The organism is Staphylococcus agnetis (genome assembly GCF_002901865.1).
Taxonomy (GTDB): domain Bacteria; phylum Bacillota; class Bacilli; order Staphylococcales; family Staphylococcaceae; genus Staphylococcus; species Staphylococcus agnetis.
This window is the reverse complement of sequence record NZ_PPQF01000082.1, coordinates 1-19944: the sequence shown is the minus strand read 5'-3', so window position 1 is coordinate 19944 and position 19944 is coordinate 1. Positions and strand designations below refer to the sequence as shown.

The window sequence follows — 19944 nt, the reverse complement described above, 5'->3', positions numbered from 1 at the left end:
TCACTTTTATATGAAATATCATAATTTAAAAAGGTATAATGCAGTTTCAATTTAGTGGATTTTGGAATAGGATAAGACTAAAAATGGTGTTATGTTTGAAACTAGAGACGAAAGTGACATGAGTCAACAACGGATGAATCATTCTCAAAAGAATGTGCAAATGTTGACGTAAAACATGAGAGATAGTGATAAAAATTTTGTGATTGAGCTAAAAATAGGTCCTATACTTATATTAGTCAATGAAGCATTCGCTCATCTCACTAAAAGCATAGAACCTATGAAAAATATTAAGTTATTTCACGAGAATGAAATTGTTCCTTTTCATTACAAACTATAAATTCGGTAGTTGCCCTTTTTGTTGCGACACAATTTTGTCCACCGTTTTGAATGCTAAAAGTGCAAGCGATAAATTTATTGTTAGTAGTAGAACTGTGAAATCACCTGTACTAGAACCTATACCATCATTAAATGGTGTATTGTAAATAAAGTGCGCAAAATATGCTACCAACATCCAAACTAAACCTTGTACTTTCGATATGCCAGTATCTTTAGCAATTAGAGCAACGATACCGATAGCAAATATTAGTGTAAATACCCAATGTGTACCTCCAGAAAAAGCAATACGTTCTAGAAGTAGAGAAAAACCGTCAGCTTTAGCTTTAAATATCTCTTGGAAAGTAAAATTACAGTCTTCGATAATTTGGAAACCAAGACCAATAATCATTCCGCTCACTAACGCATTTTTTAAATCCATTTTTTTAAGGATCAGCAGTACAAGTAAAACTGTAAATCCTTTACCAAATTCTTCAGCTAATGGACCACTAATAGCCGCTCCCCAATCTGCTAAAATCGCATTTGGAACTTTTAAAATAACAATTGTTGTATAGCCTACAATTGTATGGCCGATATCTGAAAAATAAACAGAAACAGTTAAAGCCATAACCCAACTTAAATGAATTACTCTTTTTGAAATTTCAAAGCGTTTTGCTAAATATCGAGTGAGTAAAATTAATGGTATTGCATATATTGCAATAAGTGCAATATTGAGCAAAAACAACGGATACTTGTTTTCTAATCCATCCGGTTTACCAAAACTCTCATAAAAGATTCTGCAACCTGAGAAAAAACTCCATATTGCAAAAAGTATAAGTGCATGATATTTGTATTTGTTAAATAAATTTTTCATGATGTACCTTTCCTATAAGTATTTTGAATAAATTAGAATAATACAAGGGCACAACGATTAAATTCTATCCCGTGCAAAAGATGAAGGTAAATAAATGTTACGCATAGCAGTACAAAGTAATATAATGTCCCCTCATCAATAACACACTTCGTGAATACTAAATGATTTTCGTTTAAAATTTGACTTTTAACTTCCAATCATCACCAGTGCAATATTGTATTACTATAAATTCATTAACCATATTATATATACACAAACTATAAATAGTCTATAAATTAATGTATTTTTAAGATTTGCAACAAATATACTCCTTTAGATAACACAATGAATTCTTTCGGCATTTCCATACATTTTATTCGTTAAAAATTAAACTTAATCAAAAGAATAGAAATTTTCATGAGGTTTGGTTCAATGGGCAACCTCTTAAATAAGGGTATACGTTACTTCTAATTATTTAGAATAAACCAATACAAAGCATCATTCGTTATTGATATGCATGATTACATCAACTTTATCACAATGCCATTGATTACCTGCTTATCCCTTTAATTAATTACTTTGCTCTCTCCTATTTTGACTGCTTATAGCTCCTATTCGATTAATAAAAAATGAATACCACCCGCTTGCCCGGGTGGATTTGATATTGTTTTCCAGTATTATTATTTAGATCACATTTACAGTAGATCAATGTTCATTTTTAATTTGTTTTTTCAGAATAAGCGTCTTCGGTTCTTTTCGATTCAATTTTATCGACTGATTTAATAGCTACAATTGCTAAACATAAGTTAAACGTTAAAATTAATACAGTCACTTCCCCAGTTTTTGAATCAATGCCATCATTGAACGGTGAGTTGACTAAGAAATGCGCGAAAATACCCATCATTAACCAGAAAACACCTTGTATTTTACTAAATCCAGTATTTTTAGCAATCAGTGCTACCATTCCCACTGCAAATAAAATAGAGAATGTCCAATGGGTACCGCCTGCATGTACAATACGTTCAATTAAAGTTGCAAAACCTTCACCATTTGCTACAAATACGTTTCTGAATGTAAAAATACAGTCTTCAATTATTTGGAAACTTAAGCCAACTATCATACCACTGACTAACGCATGTTTTAAATCCATTTTTTTGAAAAGCAGTAAGATAATTAGAACTGTCAACCCCTTAGCAAATTCTTCAGCAAATGGACCTGATACAGCAGCGCCCCATTGATTAATAAAAGATTGTGGTGGGTTAATTACTTTAATCCAAAAAAGTGCAACAATCAAATGGCCTATACCGGACAAATAAAGGGAGGCAGTTAAACCCATAATCCAACTTAACGTCACTACTTTTTTAGAAATCTCAAAGCGTTTTGTTAAATAACGTGCCAATAGTATCAAGGGAATTGCGTAAATAGCGATAAGAGAAATATTAAGTAAAAATAATGGATACTTTTCTTCAAAACCATTTGGCTTACCAAAGTTAGTATAATAGAGTTTAAAACCAGAAATAAAGCTCCACACCGCAAAAATTACAAGTGCATGATATTTGTATTTTTTCAAGAATTTTTTCATGATGTTTCTCTTCCTATACATAATTTTTTGAATACCAAAATTAATACTTTGCATATAGGTAGACAATCTTACAAAAAGACGAAATCGTACAGACTTATTTTGAAATACCATAGTCCTCTAAACTACCGTCACTATCAGAGTTATCATCTAATTACTCACACAGTTTATAATAATCATCTTATTGTTTTAAAAATCTCCTTATGCGCATTTGATATTCTATCAATCCTTTAATAATATTATATACCAATAAACTTTAAATCCTTTTATATTTAATAGATTATTAAGGTTTTGGTGGTTAATCTAAGTTAACCTTAAGCTAACGACTGACATACTAGCAATGCATACTTAAAACTTGTTTTGCCGTAGAATAGGTTGCCATTCTCAATTTGACCATCATAACAGTGAACGATTTAACTTGAAACCTTAACTATATCTTTGTTTTACATAAATGACTGACTATGAATACTGTAAAACGTAAATCATTAAATGATCAACTAATTGAACAACCGTTCCCTTGGACGTTACGTATCTAATACAATGTTCACATTAGACAACTTGAAACAGCAAAAAACCGTCATATCAACGTTTGTGATTACGTGATACAACGGTAGATTTACGAAATATAAATAATTAACGGAGAGTGAGGGATTCGAACCCTCGAGACGCTTGTGGCGCCTACACACTTTCCAGGCGTGCTCCTTCGGCCAACTCGGACAACTCTCCAAAGATATAAACAAAAAAATCAGAAGCGATGTTTCACTTCTGATTATATGACCCCTACGGGACTCGAACCCGTGTTACCGCCGTGAAAGGGCGGTGTCTTAACCGCTTGACCAAGGGGCCATGGCTCCACAGGTAGGACTCGAACCTACGACCGATCGGTTAACAGCCGATAGCTCTACCACTGAGCTACTGTGGAACAATAAAAATGGAGCGGGTGATGGGAATCGAACCCACAACATCAGCTTGGAAGGCTGAGGTTTTGCCATTAAACTACACCCGCATTTAGCGATATGGGCGGCTGATGGGAATCGAACCCACGAATGTCGGAACCACAATCCGATGCGTTAACCACTTCGCCACAGCCGCCGTGATTGAAAGTGGTTCAGGACGGAATCGAACCGCCGACACAAGGATTTTCAGTCCTTTGCTCTACCGACTGAGCTACTGAACCATATTAAAATGGCGGTCCCGACGGGAATCGAACCCGCGATCTCCTGCGTGACAGGCAGGCGTGTTAAACCGCTCCACTACGGGACCTAAAGTAATTGCGGGAGGCGGATTTGAACCACCGACCTTCGGGTTATGAGCCCGACGAGCTACCGAACTGCTCCATCCCGCGATAATGTTATTTAAAATCAGCTACCTTTACATCATAGCAATTATTGTAAGGAATGTCAACACTTTTTTAAATTAATTTTAAAATTGTAAATAAAATTAAATGGTGACTCCTACGGGACTCGAACCCGTGTTACCGCCGTGAAAGGGCGGTGTCTTAACCGCTTGACCAAGGAGCCACAGCGCTAAATCCCTTAAGGACTTTCTTAGTATATAGTCAGATTATTAAAAGGTCAACGCTTTTCCACAAAGAAAATGTGTAATTTAGAACTCATAAGGTAAAAAGCTTACAATTAGTTTCAAAGTATTAACATTTTCTTTATTTATCATCTAATAAATAGCACACTCAATCTAATTTTTGAATAATTTTTTGTTTAAGGAAATTAAACGACTCAAAACCATCTTCCTGACAAAAATGTCCTCCTTCTTCTTGCACGTACAACTTTGCACCTAATACGTCACTGAGTTTTGCTGTATAAGAAAAAGGCACAATAGTATCATTTTTAGCTGCAATACAAAAACGATGATTCAATTTTATTTTTAAAGCATCATAATCTATATGTTGGTCGACAAACGCATCTAATTCTGGCATATGCGGTAGACGATCTTTAAAACCAGAAACGAGTGCAACACCACCTATTGAAGAAATGTCTGCGTCATTTAAAAATTTCAACGTTGTGATGACACCTAAACTATGTGCAACAAATAAGGTATCGTGGTTTAAATGTTGCACTTGTTCATTCATAGCACGGATCCATTCTTCAACGCGAGGTGTATCTGGATTTGGAAATTTAATCACCTTTACATCATGTCCCTCAATTTCTAAAGCATTTTTTAACCATGGAAACCAATGTTGATAAGGATCTGCATGATAACCGTGTGCAATATACACTTGAGTCAATTAAATCATCCCCTTTTATTTTACAAATCAAAAATCAGCAAAACATTAGCATTAAGGCCAAGTCCTGCTGATATCATTATTTTTATGTTTGAATTCTAGGAATCAACCTCTGAACTGCATCTTGTGCTTGTTGGATACAGTCTGGTAATCCCACCGCTTCAAATGGCGCGCCAGTAATTTGAAGATGTGGATATTCTTTATAAATGTGTTCTTGAATACGTTTAATATTATGAATGTGGCCAACATGATATTGAGGACTCGCATCAATCATTTTATTGACAATTGTAAAGTCAGGTTCATCATAAAATGTCATCATTTGAGACAGATCTTTTTTGGCAATAGCAACAAGTTCTTCATTACTATGTGTTTTAACTATATCATCACCCGGCTTACCAATATAGGCACGAATAAGTACCTTGCCATCAGGTGTCGTGTGTGGCCATTTTTTTGTCGTCCATGTGCAAGCTGTAATGGAGGTATTGCTTGTTCTAGCAATCACAAAACCTGTGCCATTATGCGTATTTTTAATATTTTTTTCATCAAAAGCAAATACAATAGTTGCGACTGATGAGGCTTCTAAGTGTTTAAAATAATCAAAAGCTGGATCAGCTTCAAACCATTTATGAAAAACGTGATGCGGTGTCGTAACAATTACCCCATCAAAAAATGTGGAGGTCTCATGCGCTGTTACAACATTGTATCCTTTTTGTTGACGTACAAGGTTTTCTATTGGCGTATTATACTCAAATGCTACATGATGTTGTTTAAGCCATCGTTCAAGTTGGATGATTAAATCATACAATCCATGGCGGAACTGTTTAAACTGGCCTTGAGGTCCTTCAGTATTATGTTGATCTTGCTTTTCTCGATGCAAACGTACCTTTTGCATTCCTTTCATGATACTTCCGTGTGTGTCCTCTAAGGTTTTAAAATTAGGAAATGTGCTCATCAAACTTAATTGATCAATATCTGTACCATATATACCACTCAATAACGGTTCGATAAGATTTTCTAAAATCTCATCTCCTAGTCGATATCTAAAAAATGCCCCTACAGATATATCTTCATTCATCGAGATGGGTTTACGTGTTAAATCTTTTAATGCGCGTAGTTTACCTTTAAACGAAATTAATTTTGTCGTCACAAAAGGTTTGATATCGGTAGGGATACCTAAAATTGAGCCACCTGGAATCGGATATAATTGATTACGGGCAAATATGTATGACTGACCCGTTTGATTTGTGATGATATCTTCTTCAGGTATCCCCACTTCTTTAGCTACTTCCGTCATAATCGATTTACGCCCTAAATAAGATTCGGGGCCCAATTCGATGGTATAACCGTCACGAGATACTGTTTTAATTTTACCACCTGGAACATCTGAAGCTTCATATATTGTAATGTCCACATTTGGAAAGTGTTTTTTTATAAAGAAAGCACTTGATAGACCGGTGATACCAGCCCCTATAATTGCAACTTTTGTCATTGGCCTCACACCTTTAACTCAAATTAGAGATTTCGTCTACGATAGCACCTATAAAGAGTGGATGCGTATCTGGCATAGGCGGTCTGTGATACATAGCTCCCACCTCATCACACACCACTTTACATTCATAATCATTGTCGTAAAGTACTTCAAGGTGTTCGGCTACAAAACCTACAGGTGTATAAATAAAATGTTTGTATTGGTGTTCTTGATAAAGGTCTCGTGTTAAATCTTGAACATCTGGTCCTAACCAAGGCGTCCCCGTATTGCCTTCAGATTGCCACCCTATCGCAATATTTTGAATAGCAGATTGTTCTTTTAAAGCGATAGCCGTATTTTCAAGTTCTTTTGGATAAGGATCATTACTTTCTTTAATCATCTTCTCAGGCAAACTGTGTGCAGATACAATAAGCATTGTTTGATCATGCTCTTCTTGAGGTATATTCGCTAAAATTTCGTTAACTCTCATCGTCCAGTACTCAATAAATTTAGGTTGATGATAATAGTGTTGCACGTGGCGAAGTTGAATACCATATTCAGCTGCTTTTTTATCAGCACGTTTATCATATGAACCGATAGAGAAATTTGAAAAATGTGGCGCTAATACGACTGTAACCGCTTCTGTAATACCATCACGATGCATGTTTGAAATAGCATCTTCAATAAAAGGATGTATATGTTTTAACCCTATATATAATTTATACGTAACTTCAGACTGCATATCATTTAATGCTTCACAAATTGCATGCGCTTGACGCTCAGTAATCTTCGCAAGTGGTGATAACCCCCCAATTGCCTCATAGCGGGATATTAAATCATTTAATTCTTCCTCGCTAGGTTTACGTCCACGTCGGATATCCGTATAATATGGTTCTATATCACTTTTCTGATACGGAGTCCCATACGCCATTACTAATAAACCGACTTCTTTTTTCATCCAAATCCGTCCTTTTTCAAGTCTATTTTAATATTTCCCCTGTATAATCATGTACAAATTTTGATACCCGTTGTAAAATTTCTGGTTTTACTTCTGGGAAAACGCCATGTCCCAAATTAAAAATATGAGAACCATGCGCTATTCCTTGATCTAATATTGGTTTTAATCTTTCTTCAATGACTGGCCAAGGTGCGAGTAAAATACTAGGATCGAGATTACCTTGCACCGTTTTAGTCACACCTAATGATTCAGCTTGTTTAATGGATGTTCTCCAATCAAGACCCAAAACATCTATTGGAAGTTGATGCCAAGATGAAATTAAATGACTCGCACCAACACCAAATAAAATCACAGGCACATTAAAAGACTTAATACCTCGAACCAGTTTTTCCATACATGGCTTGATATAATAATCATAATCTGATTGATTCAAAGCACCTACCCATGAATCAAAAACTTGAATTAATTGAGCGCCTGCTTCAACTTGTGCCCCTACATAAGTGATTGACATCTCACTCAGTGTATCCATTAATTTAAACCAAGTCGCTTCGTCGCTATACATTAACGCTTTCGTCTTGTTATAGTTTTTGGATGGTCCACCTTCAATCATGTAACTCGCTAATGTAAATGGTGCCCCAGTGAAGCCGATGAGTGGTACATTCAATTTTTCAGACGTTAACAATTGAATCGTCTCGAGTACGAAAGGCACATCACGTTTAGGGTCAATTTGCCCTAGCTGTTCAACGTCAGACATTTGACGTATAGGATTTGAAATAACAGGTCCTATGCCAGATTTAATATCTACATCAACGCCAATTGCCTTTAAAGGCGTCATAATATCTTTATATAAAACTGCTGCATCTGTGTCATATTGCTCTACTGGTAAAGCAGTGACATAAGCACACAGTTCAGGTCGGTGTGTAATTTCAAATAACGAATATTTTTCTTTTAATTTACGATACTCAGGTTGTGAACGCCCTGCTTGTCGCATAAACCAGACAGGAGTATGTTTGATTTGTTCCCCTTTTATCGCTTTTAAAATCGTATCATTAAACGGTGTAACCATGAGAACCTCCTTAAAAACTTCATTCCTATCAACTATAGCATATTTAACGTATATAACGCTTACAAGGTACTCAAATGTCATAAAAGTTTAAAATCTAAAATTGCACTTTTATAAAGTATTCAAATGGGTATTATAAATTGTGGTCTTTTACCGTAAAAAAAAGTATAATAAGTTCAATATTAAGGAGGGAAACACCATGAAACTATATATCACTTATGGTACGTATGGTTATATACACCAGATTCAACTCAATAATAAAGATAGAAACTTACTCATTTTTTCATCAGATGATCGTTCCGTATTAATTGATGAAACTGAAAAAGAAAGTGTTTTCCAACAACCTAATGCTTTTCGTTCATTATCTCGTGTTGGGGACATTTCTGAAAATGATTTCCAAGCTGTTATCTCTATCCCTACTTCGGAAGACCATAAATATCAATTAGAAAAGAAATTAGATGCCTATTATCCGACATTATCGGATTTTGAAGAATACAAAAGTTTTAGATTATTAAAACCATTAAAAGAAAATGTATATAAAGTTATGTTTGGTTTTGAATCAAGAACTGCATACGAAGATTTCAAAAAGTCATCTGTATTTAGAGAAAACTTTTCTAAAGATGCGGTACGTTCATTATCTGGTGTAACCGGTGCACATAGTTCTTATTTAGAACGTTACTTCTACCCTATTTCTGAAGAAGACATTTCTAAACAAGAAGATAATGCATAAAATAATTAAGAGGAAACATGGTGCTAAGACACCGCGTTTCCTCTTTTTTAATCACGTAATAATGTTTCTTGATATTTTAATTTTTTAACCGTCGCTCTCACTGTTAAAATGCCTACTACAAAAAAGAACATTACAAAGTACGCATATTGTATATTAAAAATAATATACATTAAGCTCAGCAATATCCCTACAACTATGACTGTACGATATAAAAACTTTTGATAGCCTTGGATGACTTTCAAGTCAGAAACAGGCCATACTTGAGGCCATAAGCCATAAGCTTCTTGTGTATAAAATTGCGACATTTGTAGAATAATGATATACATGCCCAAACTTCCGATAATAAGACTAATAATTGGTTGATGTAACCAAATCATTAAAGCTAAAATGATGACACTTAAACGAAGTGTTAAATGAAATGCATCTTTCCCCCGAAGAAAATGACGTTTAAATAAATAGTAGTACATCGTATTACTATTCATTTCTCTTGGTTGACGTAAGAAAATGTCCAAGTATTTTCTTCTAGCAGAAGGTGCTGTGAAGCCTTTAACATCGGTAAACATATTCACAAATTTATAATAGTTCGCTTGATGTTGATGTGCTTGATTTACCATAAAATGCCATGGAAAGTGCTTTTTGGCATTCATATTTCTTAACATATATATAAGACCAAGCATTAAAACAACACTTGCAAACCCCATATAAGACTTACCATCTAGCCAAACATAATATCCAGATAAATTCAATATCATTAATAACACATTAATAGACCAATTTTCTAATCCGTACAAATACCATTGCCATCTCAATATTAGACCTAAATAGGGTAAAATAAGCGCCAAGAGGATAAGGATATAAAAATGTACAGTGTCATTCGGATATAACGTATGAAATAAAGGAAAAAAAACGATAAGTACGATTACTTGTAAGGGTATCCGAGAGATATAACTGGCCGTAATACAGCGTTTAACGTATTGTTTCATGCTATTTTCAAATGGCAGTAAGAAAAGTTGATCAGCTTCTTGTAGTCGCGTTTTTAATGGAAAAAGCGAAGTCAAACATAAAAGTACTGACATGATAAGCAAATAATTGATGCCTTTTGGGATAGCACGTAACCATTCACCATATCCTAAAATAAAAGCACCTAATAAAATGACAAGAAATACTGAAAAGTGACCATTAAAAATGAACTTGTTATAGTGGCGTTTTTCTTCAAAATCTTTTAGTCGCCTAACTTGATATAAAGCTTTCACATTATTCATAGAGAAGCTCCTTGATGTGTCACTTTAATATATATGTCATCAAGTGTACTATTAGGCATTTGCGCTTGTTGACGCAACGCATCCAAATCTCCCATCGCTACAATTTCTCCTTGATCTAAAATGATAAATCGATCACAGTATCTTTCCGCTGTTGCTAAAATATGTGTGCTCATAAGGACTGTACGTCCCTCGTGTTTTTTCGATTCCATCAAATCTAACATTGACTGAATACCGATTGGATCAAGTCCTAAAAATGGTTCATCAATAATGTATAAATCTGGATTAACGATAAATGCGCATATGATCATCACTTTTTGTTTCATTCCTTTAGAGAAATGGCTTGGAAAAATATTCAGTTGATCTTCTAAACGAAATGATTTTAATAATGGCTTGGCACGTGTCATTGCAGTTTGCACATCAATATCATATGCCATCGCTGTCATTTCGATATGCTCTTTTAACGTGAGGGTATCGTAAATGATAGGTGACTCTGGTATATAGGATAAACGGCGTCGATATGCTTCTATATCATCCTTAATATTTATGTTTGAAATCGACATTTCCCCTTCCATAGGTGTAAGTAATCCCAAAAGATGTTTGATTGTTGTACTTTTACCAGCCCCATTGAGACCTATTAAGCCAACAATTTCTCCAGGTTTGAGTGAAAAGTTGATATTTTTAATTATCGGTGTTCTTCCATAACCACCTGTTAAATTTGTAACTTGTACAGTCATTATCCTGCACCTCCGTGAAATTTATTGTACATAAAATAACGCAATATTGCTATTTATAAACGCTCTTGAAACGTTACAGAATGATGAACTAATGCTATAATGATTAAAAAAATGATAGGAGTGAAAAGGAATGGCTGAAACAATCTTCTCAAAAATCATCGATGGAGAAATTCCAAGTTTTAAAGTTTATGAAAATGACCATGTTTATGCTTTCTTGGATATATCACAATTATCAAAAGGACACACATTACTTATACCTAAGAAACCTTCAGCAAATATCTATGAAACAGATGCTGAAACGATGAAACATATTGGTGAAGCGTTACCTATCGTTGCAAATGCTATTAAAGATGCGTTTAACCCAGACGGTTTAAATATCGTTCAAAATAATGGTGAATATGCTTCACAATCTGTTTTCCATATTCACTTTCACTTGATTCCACGTTATAAAAATGACATGGATGGTTTTGATTACCAATGGGAAACACACGAAGATGCATTTAATGATGAAGCTAAAACCAAAATAGCTCAGCAAATTGCTGATAAAATCCAACAATAGTTTGTACATCCACATACTTATGCATGAATATTCGTTATAATGGGTATGAAATATTAAAATGCTTCAGAGGAGGAAAAGTATGAGAGCCTTACAAATTACTTTAGGTCTTGCTGCAGGCGTAGCTACAGGGCTTGGTGTAGCGCTAATGAAACGCGACAAATCTACACGTATTGAAAGTACTACAGTAGAAAAACCTAAATCAGATTTAGAAAAAGAAGTTGATAATATTAAACGTAGTATCAACGATATTATAAGTTACGTTAACGACATTAAGTCAGAAAGCCAATCAGTGGCTGGATCTATCGGGGATGAAGTTAAAACGATGATTGGTGAATTCCAATCGGATATCGATCCAAATATAAAAAGATTACAATCCCACATAGAAAATTTACAAAATCGTGGCGAAGAAATTACAAATTTTCCATCTAAAAAGTAAATTTGTAGTGTTTATCAAACAATAATTCGATATAATAGTATTAAAACATGATACGGTGAGTATCATGTTTTTTTATAGTTTGAGAAAGGAGCGGTGCGTATGACTGATAAACAAAAACAAATTGAAAGTATCCTTTTCACTCACAAAGCAGCCATGCTATCTAAAGTGATATGGAAAAATGCGGAACGCGATTGGCAAAATTGGCTACGTAAATCAGGTATTACAATGAACGAACATCTGATTTTAATGACAATTTATGCATTTGGTCGTGTTACAATTTCAGATATCTCACGATATGGTGTGATGCATGTTTCAACAGCTTACAACTTTGCTAAGCGACTTGAACAACAAGGACTTTTAACGCTTGAAAAAGACACGAACGATAAGCGTAATACTTATATACATTTAACAGATAATGGTACGAAGCTCATCGAAGAAATATTTGAACAGTATAATATTGAAAATAACACTGTATATCAAGCTTCTGAACAATTCAGTTCAGAAATGTTTCATAAGCCTAATTTTAGTGATGCTCATTATTTAGTTGCTAAGATGCATGGTAAAGAATTTATTGATGATGTCAATGCTTGTCATAATCATTTAAGAAAACATTTGCTTGACGTTGAGTAAACGAACGTAGATAATACAAGTTATCTATTATATGTTTAAAGGAGTATGCATAATGTTGAATTGCTCGCGCTCAATAGATATACATTCGCGATTTGGGCTACCACGTATTGCTTTTATTAGTTTTGTCACAATGGTTATTACGTTTTTTATTAGTTTCGAAATTTTTCATTTCAAATATAATGTAAGATTAACTGACGAACATTTTTTTACATTTTTGGTCTTATTAATACTTTTATATCCGATTCATAAAGCAATTCATTTGATTACGGTAATCCCCTATGTAAAGTATTTTAGAATACATAAGTTATTACGTAATAGTTGGTTCCCTTTTTACAACATATATGTTGATAGGCCGATACGAAAAATCTATTTTTGCATTTGTTTATTAATGCCGTTAATCGTGATTACATTGATCATGATTATAATGGCGCGACATTTTCCTGAATACGGTCATTATGCGATGTTTTTACTTGCTTTAAACGCGGGGTATGCTGTCATGGATTTACTCTATTTGAAAATTATCATTTTTTCTAGACAAGGCGATTACATCGAGGAACATATTAATGGTCTGATGATTCTCGAAAAAAAATGAACTTTTTAGACACTTACCTTTTCAATGTCAAATTAAATAACATTAAATATAATTTATTACAAAACGTAGTAATTGAATCTTTAGCTTAAAAAAGATTTAAATACTACGTTTTTTCTCGTAAATTAGTCTTAGTTCTACCCTTCTTCATTGGTATGCTACTTACAATATGGTAATATTATTTGTGATAATTTAAAAATAAAGGAGCTAACACAATGAAGAAAGGTTTACAAAAAATGATTATTCCTCTCACAGCCAGCGCTGTTATTTTAGGGGCATGTGGGAATGACACACCAACATCTAAAGATCAAACGCTTATTTCTTCAAAAGCTGGCGATGTTAAAGTTGAAGATGTTATGAAAGAAATTGGTAAAGATCAAATTGCGAGTAACTCATTCAAAGTTCTTTTAAGCAAAATTTTAAAAGATAAATATGGTGAAAAAGTAAACAATGATGACATTGAAAAACAAATTGATAGTGAAATCAAAAAGTATGGTGGGAAAGATCAATTTGAAAGCCTTCTTAAGCAACAAGGTATGACAATGGAAAAATACAAAGAACAACGTAAAATGATGGAATACCAAAAAGCGTTGTTAAATGAGAAAGTCGATATCTCTGATAAAGAAATTAAAGATAATACGAAAAAAGCGTCTCATATTCTAATAAAAGTGAAGCAAGATAAAAATGATAAAGAAGGCCTATCAGATGATGAGGCTAAAAAGAAAATTGATGACATTAAGAAGCAACTTGATAAAAACCCTAAAGATTTTGACAAGATTGCCAAAGACGAATCTATGGATTCAAGTAAAGATAAAAATGGTAGTTTAGGTTATGTCGTTAAAGGTCAAATGGTAAAACCTTTTGAGAAAGCACTATTTAAATTAAAAGATGGTGAAATTTCAGATGTGGTTAAAACAGATTATGGCTATCACATTATCCGAGCTGACAAACCAACTGATTTTGACAAAGAAAAATCAAAATTAAAGGAAAAATTCATTCAAAATAAACTTCAGGAGAAACCTGAAATTCTAACTGACGCATATAAAAAATTATTAGATGAATACAAAGTTGACTATAAAGACAGTGATATTAAAAAAGCGATTGAAGATAACATCTTAAATCCTAAAGCTTTAAAAGAACAAGCTTCTCAAGGGTCACAAGGTCAACAAAATATGGGAATGTAATATTTTACACGCTTACTAAAAGCTGCTAACAACGCAAATTGCGTTATTAGCAGCTCTTTTTATGATTAACATGATTTTTCATTATGCAGAAAAGTAATTGTGCGCTTATTAAAAAAGCAACAATCTAAAGTAGTTACTTTAGATTGTTGCCCTATCCAATTCAGTCTAATTTTTCAGGTTTATAAAATTGGCGATTTTCTAAGCCAAAAATACGTTCTGTAAATTGACCCTTCTCTATTTTTTTAAACGCTTTTTCAAACATGTTCATTCTCGCATCTATATTATCAATAAAATGTAAAATTTCAGCTTCTTTTACATGTGGTAATTTAGGTGAACCATACTCTAATTTACCATGATGCGCGAGAATTAGGTGCCGTAGCAATAGCACTTCTTCTCCATCAATGCCAAGCTCTTTTGCAGCTTCCGCCACTTCTTCACTCGCAATTGAAATATGTCCAAGTAAGTTACCTTCAAGCGTATAACTTGTAGCGATAGGCCCTGAAAGTTCTCTCACCTTCCCCATATCGTGCAAAATAATACCACTATAAAGTAAACTTTTATTTAATTCAGGATAAATCGCGCATAAACCTTTGGCAATTTTTAACATTGTTAAGACATGATAACTTAACCCACTTACAAAGTTGTGGTGATGGGAACTTGCTGCCGGATACGTAAAAAATGCCTCTTCATGCTTTTGTAATAAATGACGCGTAATACGTTGTAGATGCGCATTTTCCATTTCAAATATGAAGGATTGCAATTCAGATTTAATCTCATCAACTGGCATCGGCGCACCATCTATAAAGTCTTGTGTTTTGAAACCATCCGCTTCAGTCGCAACACGAAACTGGTTCACTTTCATTTGCTTACGACCACGATAATTGATTACGTCACCTTTCACATGAATAATTAACTCGGGTTTCAAAGTGGCCATATCTTCTTTAGTAACGGTCCAAACTTTTGCTTCAATTTCACCACTTTTATCTTGCAAGTGTAACGTCATATAATCTTTGCCTTGAGCTGTTACACCTTGTGTTGCTTTATGCACGAGGAAAAATTGATCCACGGCATCTCCTGGTTGCAATTTTTCTACATTTCTCATAATAAAACGCCTTTCTCACTAATGTTTCTCTATTTTTTCAAGCGTAACCAGTTGTTTTGAAGGAATATGATTATCTTTAGCGCATGTAAAGTATAAGACTTGGTACGCATCAGGTAATGCTCTTAAAAATTTCATCATTCTTTGACGACGTGTCACATCAAAATGTACAAAGGCGTCATCGATAATAATCGGTAAGGAGTAGTATGGTTTTAATATTTTTATTAAACTCAAACGTAACGAAATATATAATAGTTCTTTTGTAGACTGACTCAGTTCAATAGGTTGATACATTTGACCATCTCGATGTTTTACCATTACTTGTTCATTTTGATACGTAACTTGAATATATTGCCCTGCTGTCAACTCATGATAAATTTGCGTTGCCACATCGACAACTTGTGGCAATCGTTTATCTTTAATTTGCTTAATATGCTCATCAACAAGTGCTTCTAAATAACTTAATGCTGCCCAATCTTCAGCTGTAGCGTTAAGTTGATTGCGCAATAATTGGTAACGATGACGCAAATGACGTAATGTATCGTCCGTTTCCATATGGTTAATTTGCGCATTTAAGTCACTGACCTCACTTTGAAGTGTTAAATAACGTTGATTATAATCATCAATTTGAGTTGATAATTTATCATAATCATCTTGTAATTGTGCAGACGTTTTCTCACTTAATTTTGAGCTTTCTTCATACCCGTAATTTTGATTTTCTAAATACTTTGTTAAATCATTAAAGCGTGATAATCGTTGATGGTAAGTTTGGTAGTTATCGTGATGACGATAATAACTCTCTTCATCAATCGCACCGATAAAGTTAAATAACTTTTGAATAATAGATTTATTCTCATTCAATCTGTGAGTCAAATGTTTAAGTTCTTTTTCAAGTAATGTCATTTGTTCTTGATTGCGTTCATGTTGCACACGATTACTATTCGTACGTGACACCCACGCTCTCACATCATGAAATAATGCTTCATTATCTGTCTCTGGAAGCGCATCTGTCACTTGCTTTTGTGCTTCATCATAAAATGCATTTAATGATTGGGTTAATTGTTGTTGCTTTAAAACTAATGTTTGTAAATGCGCATGATGTTCTTTGATTTGATGAATTGTCATCATCGCATCTATTAATAAATCATCTGATAATTTTTCAGAAACATGCATCTCTGCTTTCGCTTGCGTTAGTTTCTGAGAGACTTGTTGTAAATCAGCTTCAGAAGCTTCTAATTGTTGCGCGATGTGTTTTTGTTTTGTATTCAAGACAATAAATTGTTGCTCACGTTGATGAATTTGATCTCTTAACTGATATTGATCTGCTAAATCAAAATTCAAATCATATTCTTGTTCTAAACGTGCAACTTCTTTTTCTAATTGATTAATTTCATCAGAAAAACGTTCAGTATGGCCTTCAGTTTTAGTCTTAATAGCAAAGCAACCGATGACAAAAATGACGGCTAATACAGCAAAAACAATAGCAAATAACATCGTTTGTGAAACGAATGAAAAGACTGCAAGTCCTACTGAAATAACAGCCAAAATAATCATTGCAATACGCAAAGATTTTTGTTGCTTTTCTTTTTGCAGCTGTTCTGTTTCAAAAGCTTCCTTCATTTTAGAGAAAAGATTTTTCTTTTCACGTAACTCCAACGCACGCTTATCGTATTCTTTCTTTTTAGCAAAGTTTTCTTCAGATACAAGTTGTGATTTCAACTCTTCTAATTCTGTTTGTGAAGATTGTTGATCCACTTCCATACTTTCATAGTTTTGTTGTAATTGTTGGACAGCATAATTTAAATCGCGTTTTTCTTTTAACGCATCGCTCAAATCGCTCTTGCGAATATCTGAAGTATCAATATCACTATCAATCGCTTGCCAACCAATATTTGACATTAAACCATCGATTTGTCGTTCTGTGTGTTCAATTTCTCGTTCAGTTTGGCGCAAATCCATAGTGGTTTGTTTAATCGATTCTTCTTTTTTAGCAATATTTTCTAATGATTGGGATAATTCGTCAGATGGTATATATAATTGTTCATTTTCATATGATAGTTGCTGAAACTTTTCATTTCTTAACCCGATATCACGTTTTAATTGTTCGGTTTGAAATTTTGCATTTTCATATCGATCGATACCTTGTTCTGGAAATTCTAACGGTTCAACGTTTAAATCCGCTTCTAAACCTTTCCATTCTTGAACTTGATCATGTAATGCGATTTCTTTTTGTTTTGTTTCAAAAAAGCCTGTGAGTTGATTTAAATTTGTTTTTACATGTTCCAATCTTCGTGCTGCTTTATCCCGCTCATCAGTCAATCGTTGGTACGTTTCAAGTTTAGCGGATTCATCGCGAATTTGCGCTTCAAGTTGTTTTAATTCCTCAACTTGTCTATTAATTTGAGGATTTTGGCCTGACTTTTTATATAAAGATTGTTTCTTTTGATGAATCAAATCACGCATACCTATAAATTCCGTTGATCCTAGAGCACCGGCTTGCATTAAGTAATTTTGAAGTTGTTGTTCATTCATATTTTGATGAATATCTTGTAACCCCATGACACTGAATGAAAAAATATCTTGATATGTACGTTTATTAATAAAATTTAAATTTTGCTGAAGCCAAGTTTCATCTTTTATTGCGCCGTTAGGTAAAAAGACTTTTACATCACCTTGCGCTCGACCTTTGACACGTTCCACATCAACTAAAGATCCATCATCCATTTTCAAAGTAACACGGCCACCATAATGATTCCCCATACGTGGCTCTAAACGCGGTTCATTTTCACGCTTTGTAGGAAAACCAAATAATATCGAATGGATAAACGCTTGCAATGTAGATTTACCTGCTTCATTTTCCCCGTATATTTCAGTAAAATTCTCATTAAATTCAACTTTACGTTGGACAAACTGACCATAGCCATAAATTTCTACAGATTTTATTTTCATGGTTTAATTGCCCCCTTTTAGCTCTGCATCGATAATTTCTTCAGCTCGTGTGATAAGTGCTTTCCGATCTAAGTCTGTAAAATTATTTAAGTATCGTGACGTTTTGGGATTCATATATAAATCACTTAAAGCACGCTCAAAAACACTGTCTTGCGCTACGATATCTTGAGAAAACTCTTTCATAATTGAAGTTTTTTCTAGTTCTGTGTAGTTCACAGTTAATTCATCAATTAAAACAAAATGTTGCTCATTTTCTTCATATTCAGTAATCATTTCATTAAGCTGTACGAGTGTTTGGGGATCAATTCTCTCATCACCACTTACATCTAAGCGTAAACGGTAAAACGCACGGCCTTCAGGTCTCACACGCGCTTTAAATGCTTGTATTTTTTCGTATAGATGATGTTGATTAATTTGATCCGTTTCAATCACCGCAGATTCAAAACGAATAAATTGTGTTGGCACAAAGCGTGTTCGTAATTCAACATGGTCACCTTCTACAATAAGACACCCTTTTTCACCTTGTTCATTAAAATGACGACCTTGTATATTGCCAGGATAATGAATTTGAGGTAGATCATTTAATTGATCTCGCTTATGGATATGCCCTAATGCCCAATAATGATACATTTTTGCATTTAAATCCTCTAAACGAAATTCAGTATAGCGGTCAGAAACACCCGATTTACTGTACGTTCCATGAAGTAAACCAATATTAATCGTATGATGACTTTCACTTGTAGGATAATCATCAATTTTATTTTCATAACTCTCATTATGTTGATAACTAAAACCATGTAAGTGAACTTTCTCACCATTTTTTGTTATCGTTTGATATGTTTCTACTTTGTTAGAAAATACAGTGACGTTTTGAGGCCAATCTGATATAAGTGCGTCAGAGAGTGGGTCATGATTACCATGAATCATATAAACAAATATTTGTTCCTTGTTTAATCTTTCAAATTGTTCTTTTAAAAACACTTCTGCTTTTAAGGTTCTGTTTTCAGAATCAAATAAATCGCCACTAATAACAATAAAATCAACTTCTTCACGTAAAGCTAAATCTACAATTGTTTTAAAACTTTCATATGCACTATTTTCAACATCTTTAAGAATATTAGGACTTAAAAATTGTTTGGAGGCAAATGGACTATCTAAATGTAAATCTGCACAATGCAAAAATTTAACCATGACTGCATACTCCTTTATAAGAATCTTTAACAAGCCTTTTTACATGTTATGTATTCATTTATTTTATCATATTTTTGTAGATTTATGTGATGAGTTTCTGTTAAGAAAC

Annotated in this window: 17 protein-coding genes and 9 tRNA genes; 6 read left to right on the top strand and 20 right to left on the bottom strand. The window is 33.8% G+C overall.

The window, feature by feature from the left end:
• Positions 1–331: 331 nt before the first annotated feature.
• The 15 genes from CD172_RS11140 to hemE all read right to left on the bottom strand — a co-directional run bounded on the left by CD172_RS11140 (position 332) and on the right by hemE (position 8475).
• Positions 332–1186 carry a PrsW family glutamic-type intramembrane protease gene (locus CD172_RS11140; protein WP_103346392.1) on the bottom strand — a complete coding sequence of 285 codons (855 nt, stop codon included), beginning with the start codon at positions 1184–1186 and terminating at the stop codon, positions 332–334.
• 697 nt (positions 1187–1883) lie between these two features.
• Positions 1884–2747, bottom strand: a complete 864-nt coding sequence (locus CD172_RS11135; protein WP_103346391.1) for a PrsW family glutamic-type intramembrane protease — start codon at positions 2745–2747, stop codon at positions 1884–1886.
• A 634-nt stretch (positions 2748–3381) separates the two neighbouring features.
• Positions 3382–3470, bottom strand: a tRNA-Ser gene (locus CD172_RS11130).
• A gap of 48 nt (positions 3471–3518) precedes the next feature.
• Positions 3519–3590, bottom strand: a tRNA-Glu gene (locus CD172_RS11125).
• Between the two features lies 1 nt (position 3591).
• Positions 3592–3666 (bottom strand) — tRNA-Asn (locus tag CD172_RS11120).
• Positions 3667–3676: 10 nt separating this feature from the next.
• Positions 3677–3750 (bottom strand) — tRNA-Gly (locus CD172_RS11115).
• Between the two features lie 13 nt (positions 3751–3763).
• Positions 3764–3836: transfer RNA gene (locus tag CD172_RS11110), tRNA-His, on the bottom strand.
• A gap of 12 nt (positions 3837–3848) precedes the next feature.
• Positions 3849–3921 (bottom strand) — tRNA-Phe (locus CD172_RS11105).
• Between the two features lie 9 nt (positions 3922–3930).
• A tRNA-Asp gene (locus CD172_RS11100) sits at positions 3931–4007 on the bottom strand.
• An 8-nt stretch (positions 4008–4015) separates the two neighbouring features.
• A tRNA-Met gene (locus CD172_RS11095) sits at positions 4016–4089 on the bottom strand.
• A gap of 100 nt (positions 4090–4189) precedes the next feature.
• Positions 4190–4264, bottom strand: a tRNA-Glu gene (locus CD172_RS11090).
• 167 nt (positions 4265–4431) lie between these two features.
• A complete protein-coding gene (locus CD172_RS11085) occupies positions 4432–4977 on the bottom strand; it encodes an RBBP9/YdeN family alpha/beta hydrolase (RefSeq protein WP_234022043.1) in 546 nt (181 codons plus the stop codon).
• Between the two features lie 91 nt (positions 4978–5068).
• Positions 5069–6472, bottom strand: coding sequence for a protoporphyrinogen oxidase (gene hemY / locus CD172_RS11080; protein ID WP_060551365.1), 1404 nt, complete (start codon positions 6470–6472; stop codon positions 5069–5071).
• A 13-nt stretch (positions 6473–6485) separates the two neighbouring features.
• A complete protein-coding gene (hemH, locus tag CD172_RS11075; RefSeq protein ID WP_103346389.1) occupies positions 6486–7409 on the bottom strand; it encodes a ferrochelatase in 924 nt (307 codons plus the stop codon).
• 22 nt (positions 7410–7431) lie between these two features.
• Positions 7432–8475: a uroporphyrinogen decarboxylase gene (gene hemE / locus CD172_RS11070; RefSeq protein ID WP_103346388.1), complete on the bottom strand. Its 1044-nt coding sequence runs from the start codon at positions 8473–8475 to the stop codon at positions 7432–7434.
• Between the two features lie 196 nt (positions 8476–8671).
• Here hemE and CD172_RS11065 point away from each other — a divergent pair, with 196 nt between their 5' ends.
• Positions 8672–9202, top strand: a complete 531-nt coding sequence (locus tag CD172_RS11065; RefSeq protein ID WP_103346387.1) for a signal transduction protein TRAP — start codon at positions 8672–8674, stop codon at positions 9200–9202.
• Between the two features lie 47 nt (positions 9203–9249).
• Here CD172_RS11065 and ecsB read toward each other — a convergent pair whose 3' ends face one another.
• Positions 9250–10464 carry an ABC transporter permease EcsB gene (ecsB, locus tag CD172_RS11060; protein WP_103346386.1) on the bottom strand — a complete coding sequence of 405 codons (1215 nt, stop codon included), beginning with the start codon at positions 10462–10464 and terminating at the stop codon, positions 9250–9252.
• Entirely contained in the window at positions 10461–11198 is a 738-nt protein-coding gene (ecsA, locus tag CD172_RS11055) for an ABC transporter ATP-binding protein EcsA (RefSeq protein WP_103346385.1), read from the bottom strand. Before ecsA ends, ecsB begins: the two co-directional genes overlap by 4 nt.
• Before the next feature lie 130 nt (positions 11199–11328).
• Between ecsA and CD172_RS11050 the strand changes: the two genes are divergently transcribed.
• The 5 genes from CD172_RS11050 to CD172_RS11030 all read left to right on the top strand — a co-directional run bounded on the left by CD172_RS11050 (position 11329) and on the right by CD172_RS11030 (position 14596).
• Positions 11329–11757: an HIT family protein gene (locus CD172_RS11050; protein ID WP_103346384.1), complete on the top strand. Its 429-nt coding sequence runs from the start codon at positions 11329–11331 to the stop codon at positions 11755–11757.
• 79 nt (positions 11758–11836) lie between these two features.
• Complete coding sequence (locus tag CD172_RS11045; RefSeq protein WP_037567582.1) at positions 11837–12193, top strand: YtxH domain-containing protein; 357 nt, start codon at positions 11837–11839, stop codon at positions 12191–12193.
• 99 nt (positions 12194–12292) lie between these two features.
• The gene (locus CD172_RS11040) at positions 12293–12823 is read left to right on the top strand and encodes an HTH-type transcriptional regulator Hpr (RefSeq protein WP_103346383.1); all 531 of its coding nucleotides are present in this window, start codon (positions 12293–12295) and stop codon (positions 12821–12823) included.
• 52 nt (positions 12824–12875) lie between these two features.
• A complete protein-coding gene (locus CD172_RS11035) occupies positions 12876–13415 on the top strand; it encodes a DUF3267 domain-containing protein (RefSeq protein WP_103346382.1) in 540 nt (179 codons plus the stop codon).
• A gap of 212 nt (positions 13416–13627) precedes the next feature.
• Positions 13628–14596, top strand: coding sequence for a foldase protein PrsA (locus CD172_RS11030; protein ID WP_037567588.1), 969 nt, complete (start codon positions 13628–13630; stop codon positions 14594–14596).
• A gap of 160 nt (positions 14597–14756) precedes the next feature.
• On the opposite strand, the gene yhaM is transcribed toward CD172_RS11030, so the two are convergent.
• The 3 genes from yhaM to CD172_RS11015 are packed head-to-tail and all read right to left on the bottom strand — an operon-like array spanning position 14757 to position 19835.
• Positions 14757–15698 (bottom strand): 3'-5' exoribonuclease YhaM, encoded by a 942-nt coding sequence (gene yhaM, locus CD172_RS11025; RefSeq protein ID WP_060551375.1) that lies wholly within the window; start codon positions 15696–15698, stop codon positions 14757–14759.
• A gap of 18 nt (positions 15699–15716) precedes the next feature.
• Positions 15717–18644, bottom strand: coding sequence for an ATP-binding protein (locus CD172_RS11020; protein ID WP_103346381.1), 2928 nt, complete (start codon positions 18642–18644; stop codon positions 15717–15719).
• Between the two features lie 3 nt (positions 18645–18647).
• The gene (locus CD172_RS11015) at positions 18648–19835 is read right to left on the bottom strand and encodes a metallophosphoesterase family protein (protein WP_060551377.1); all 1188 of its coding nucleotides are present in this window, start codon (positions 19833–19835) and stop codon (positions 18648–18650) included.
• Positions 19836–19944: the final 109 nt, after the last annotated feature.

Coding starts and splice junctions, on each gene's coding strand:
- CD172_RS11140 (WP_103346392.1), bottom strand. CDS start 1,186: ATGAAAAATTTATTTAACAAATACAAATATCATGCACTTATACTTTTT.
- CD172_RS11135 (WP_103346391.1), bottom strand. CDS start 2,747: ATGAAAAAATTCTTGAAAAAATACAAATATCATGCACTTGTAATTTTT.
- hemY (WP_060551365.1), bottom strand. CDS start 6,472: ATGACAAAAGTTGCAATTATAGGGGCTGGTATCACCGGTCTATCAAGT.
- hemH (WP_103346389.1), bottom strand. CDS start 7,409: ATGAAAAAAGAAGTCGGTTTATTAGTAATGGCGTATGGGACTCCGTAT.
- hemE (WP_103346388.1), bottom strand. CDS start 8,475: ATGGTTACACCGTTTAATGATACGATTTTAAAAGCGATAAAAGGGGAA.
- CD172_RS11065 (WP_103346387.1), top strand. CDS start 8,672: ATGAAACTATATATCACTTATGGTACGTATGGTTATATACACCAGATT.
- ecsB (WP_103346386.1), bottom strand. CDS start 10,464: ATGAATAATGTGAAAGCTTTATATCAAGTTAGGCGACTAAAAGATTTT.
- ecsA (WP_103346385.1), bottom strand. CDS start 11,198: ATGACTGTACAAGTTACAAATTTAACAGGTGGTTATGGAAGAACACCG.
- CD172_RS11050 (WP_103346384.1), top strand. CDS start 11,329: ATGGCTGAAACAATCTTCTCAAAAATCATCGATGGAGAAATTCCAAGT.
- CD172_RS11045 (WP_037567582.1), top strand. CDS start 11,837: ATGAGAGCCTTACAAATTACTTTAGGTCTTGCTGCAGGCGTAGCTACA.
- CD172_RS11040 (WP_103346383.1), top strand. CDS start 12,293: ATGACTGATAAACAAAAACAAATTGAAAGTATCCTTTTCACTCACAAA.
- CD172_RS11035 (WP_103346382.1), top strand. CDS start 12,876: ATGTTGAATTGCTCGCGCTCAATAGATATACATTCGCGATTTGGGCTA.
- CD172_RS11030 (WP_037567588.1), top strand. CDS start 13,628: ATGAAGAAAGGTTTACAAAAAATGATTATTCCTCTCACAGCCAGCGCT.
- yhaM (WP_060551375.1), bottom strand. CDS start 15,698: ATGAGAAATGTAGAAAAATTGCAACCAGGAGATGCCGTGGATCAATTT.
- CD172_RS11020 (WP_103346381.1), bottom strand. CDS start 18,644: ATGAAAATAAAATCTGTAGAAATTTATGGCTATGGTCAGTTTGTCCAA.
- CD172_RS11015 (WP_060551377.1), bottom strand. CDS start 19,835: ATGGTTAAATTTTTGCATTGTGCAGATTTACATTTAGATAGTCCATTT.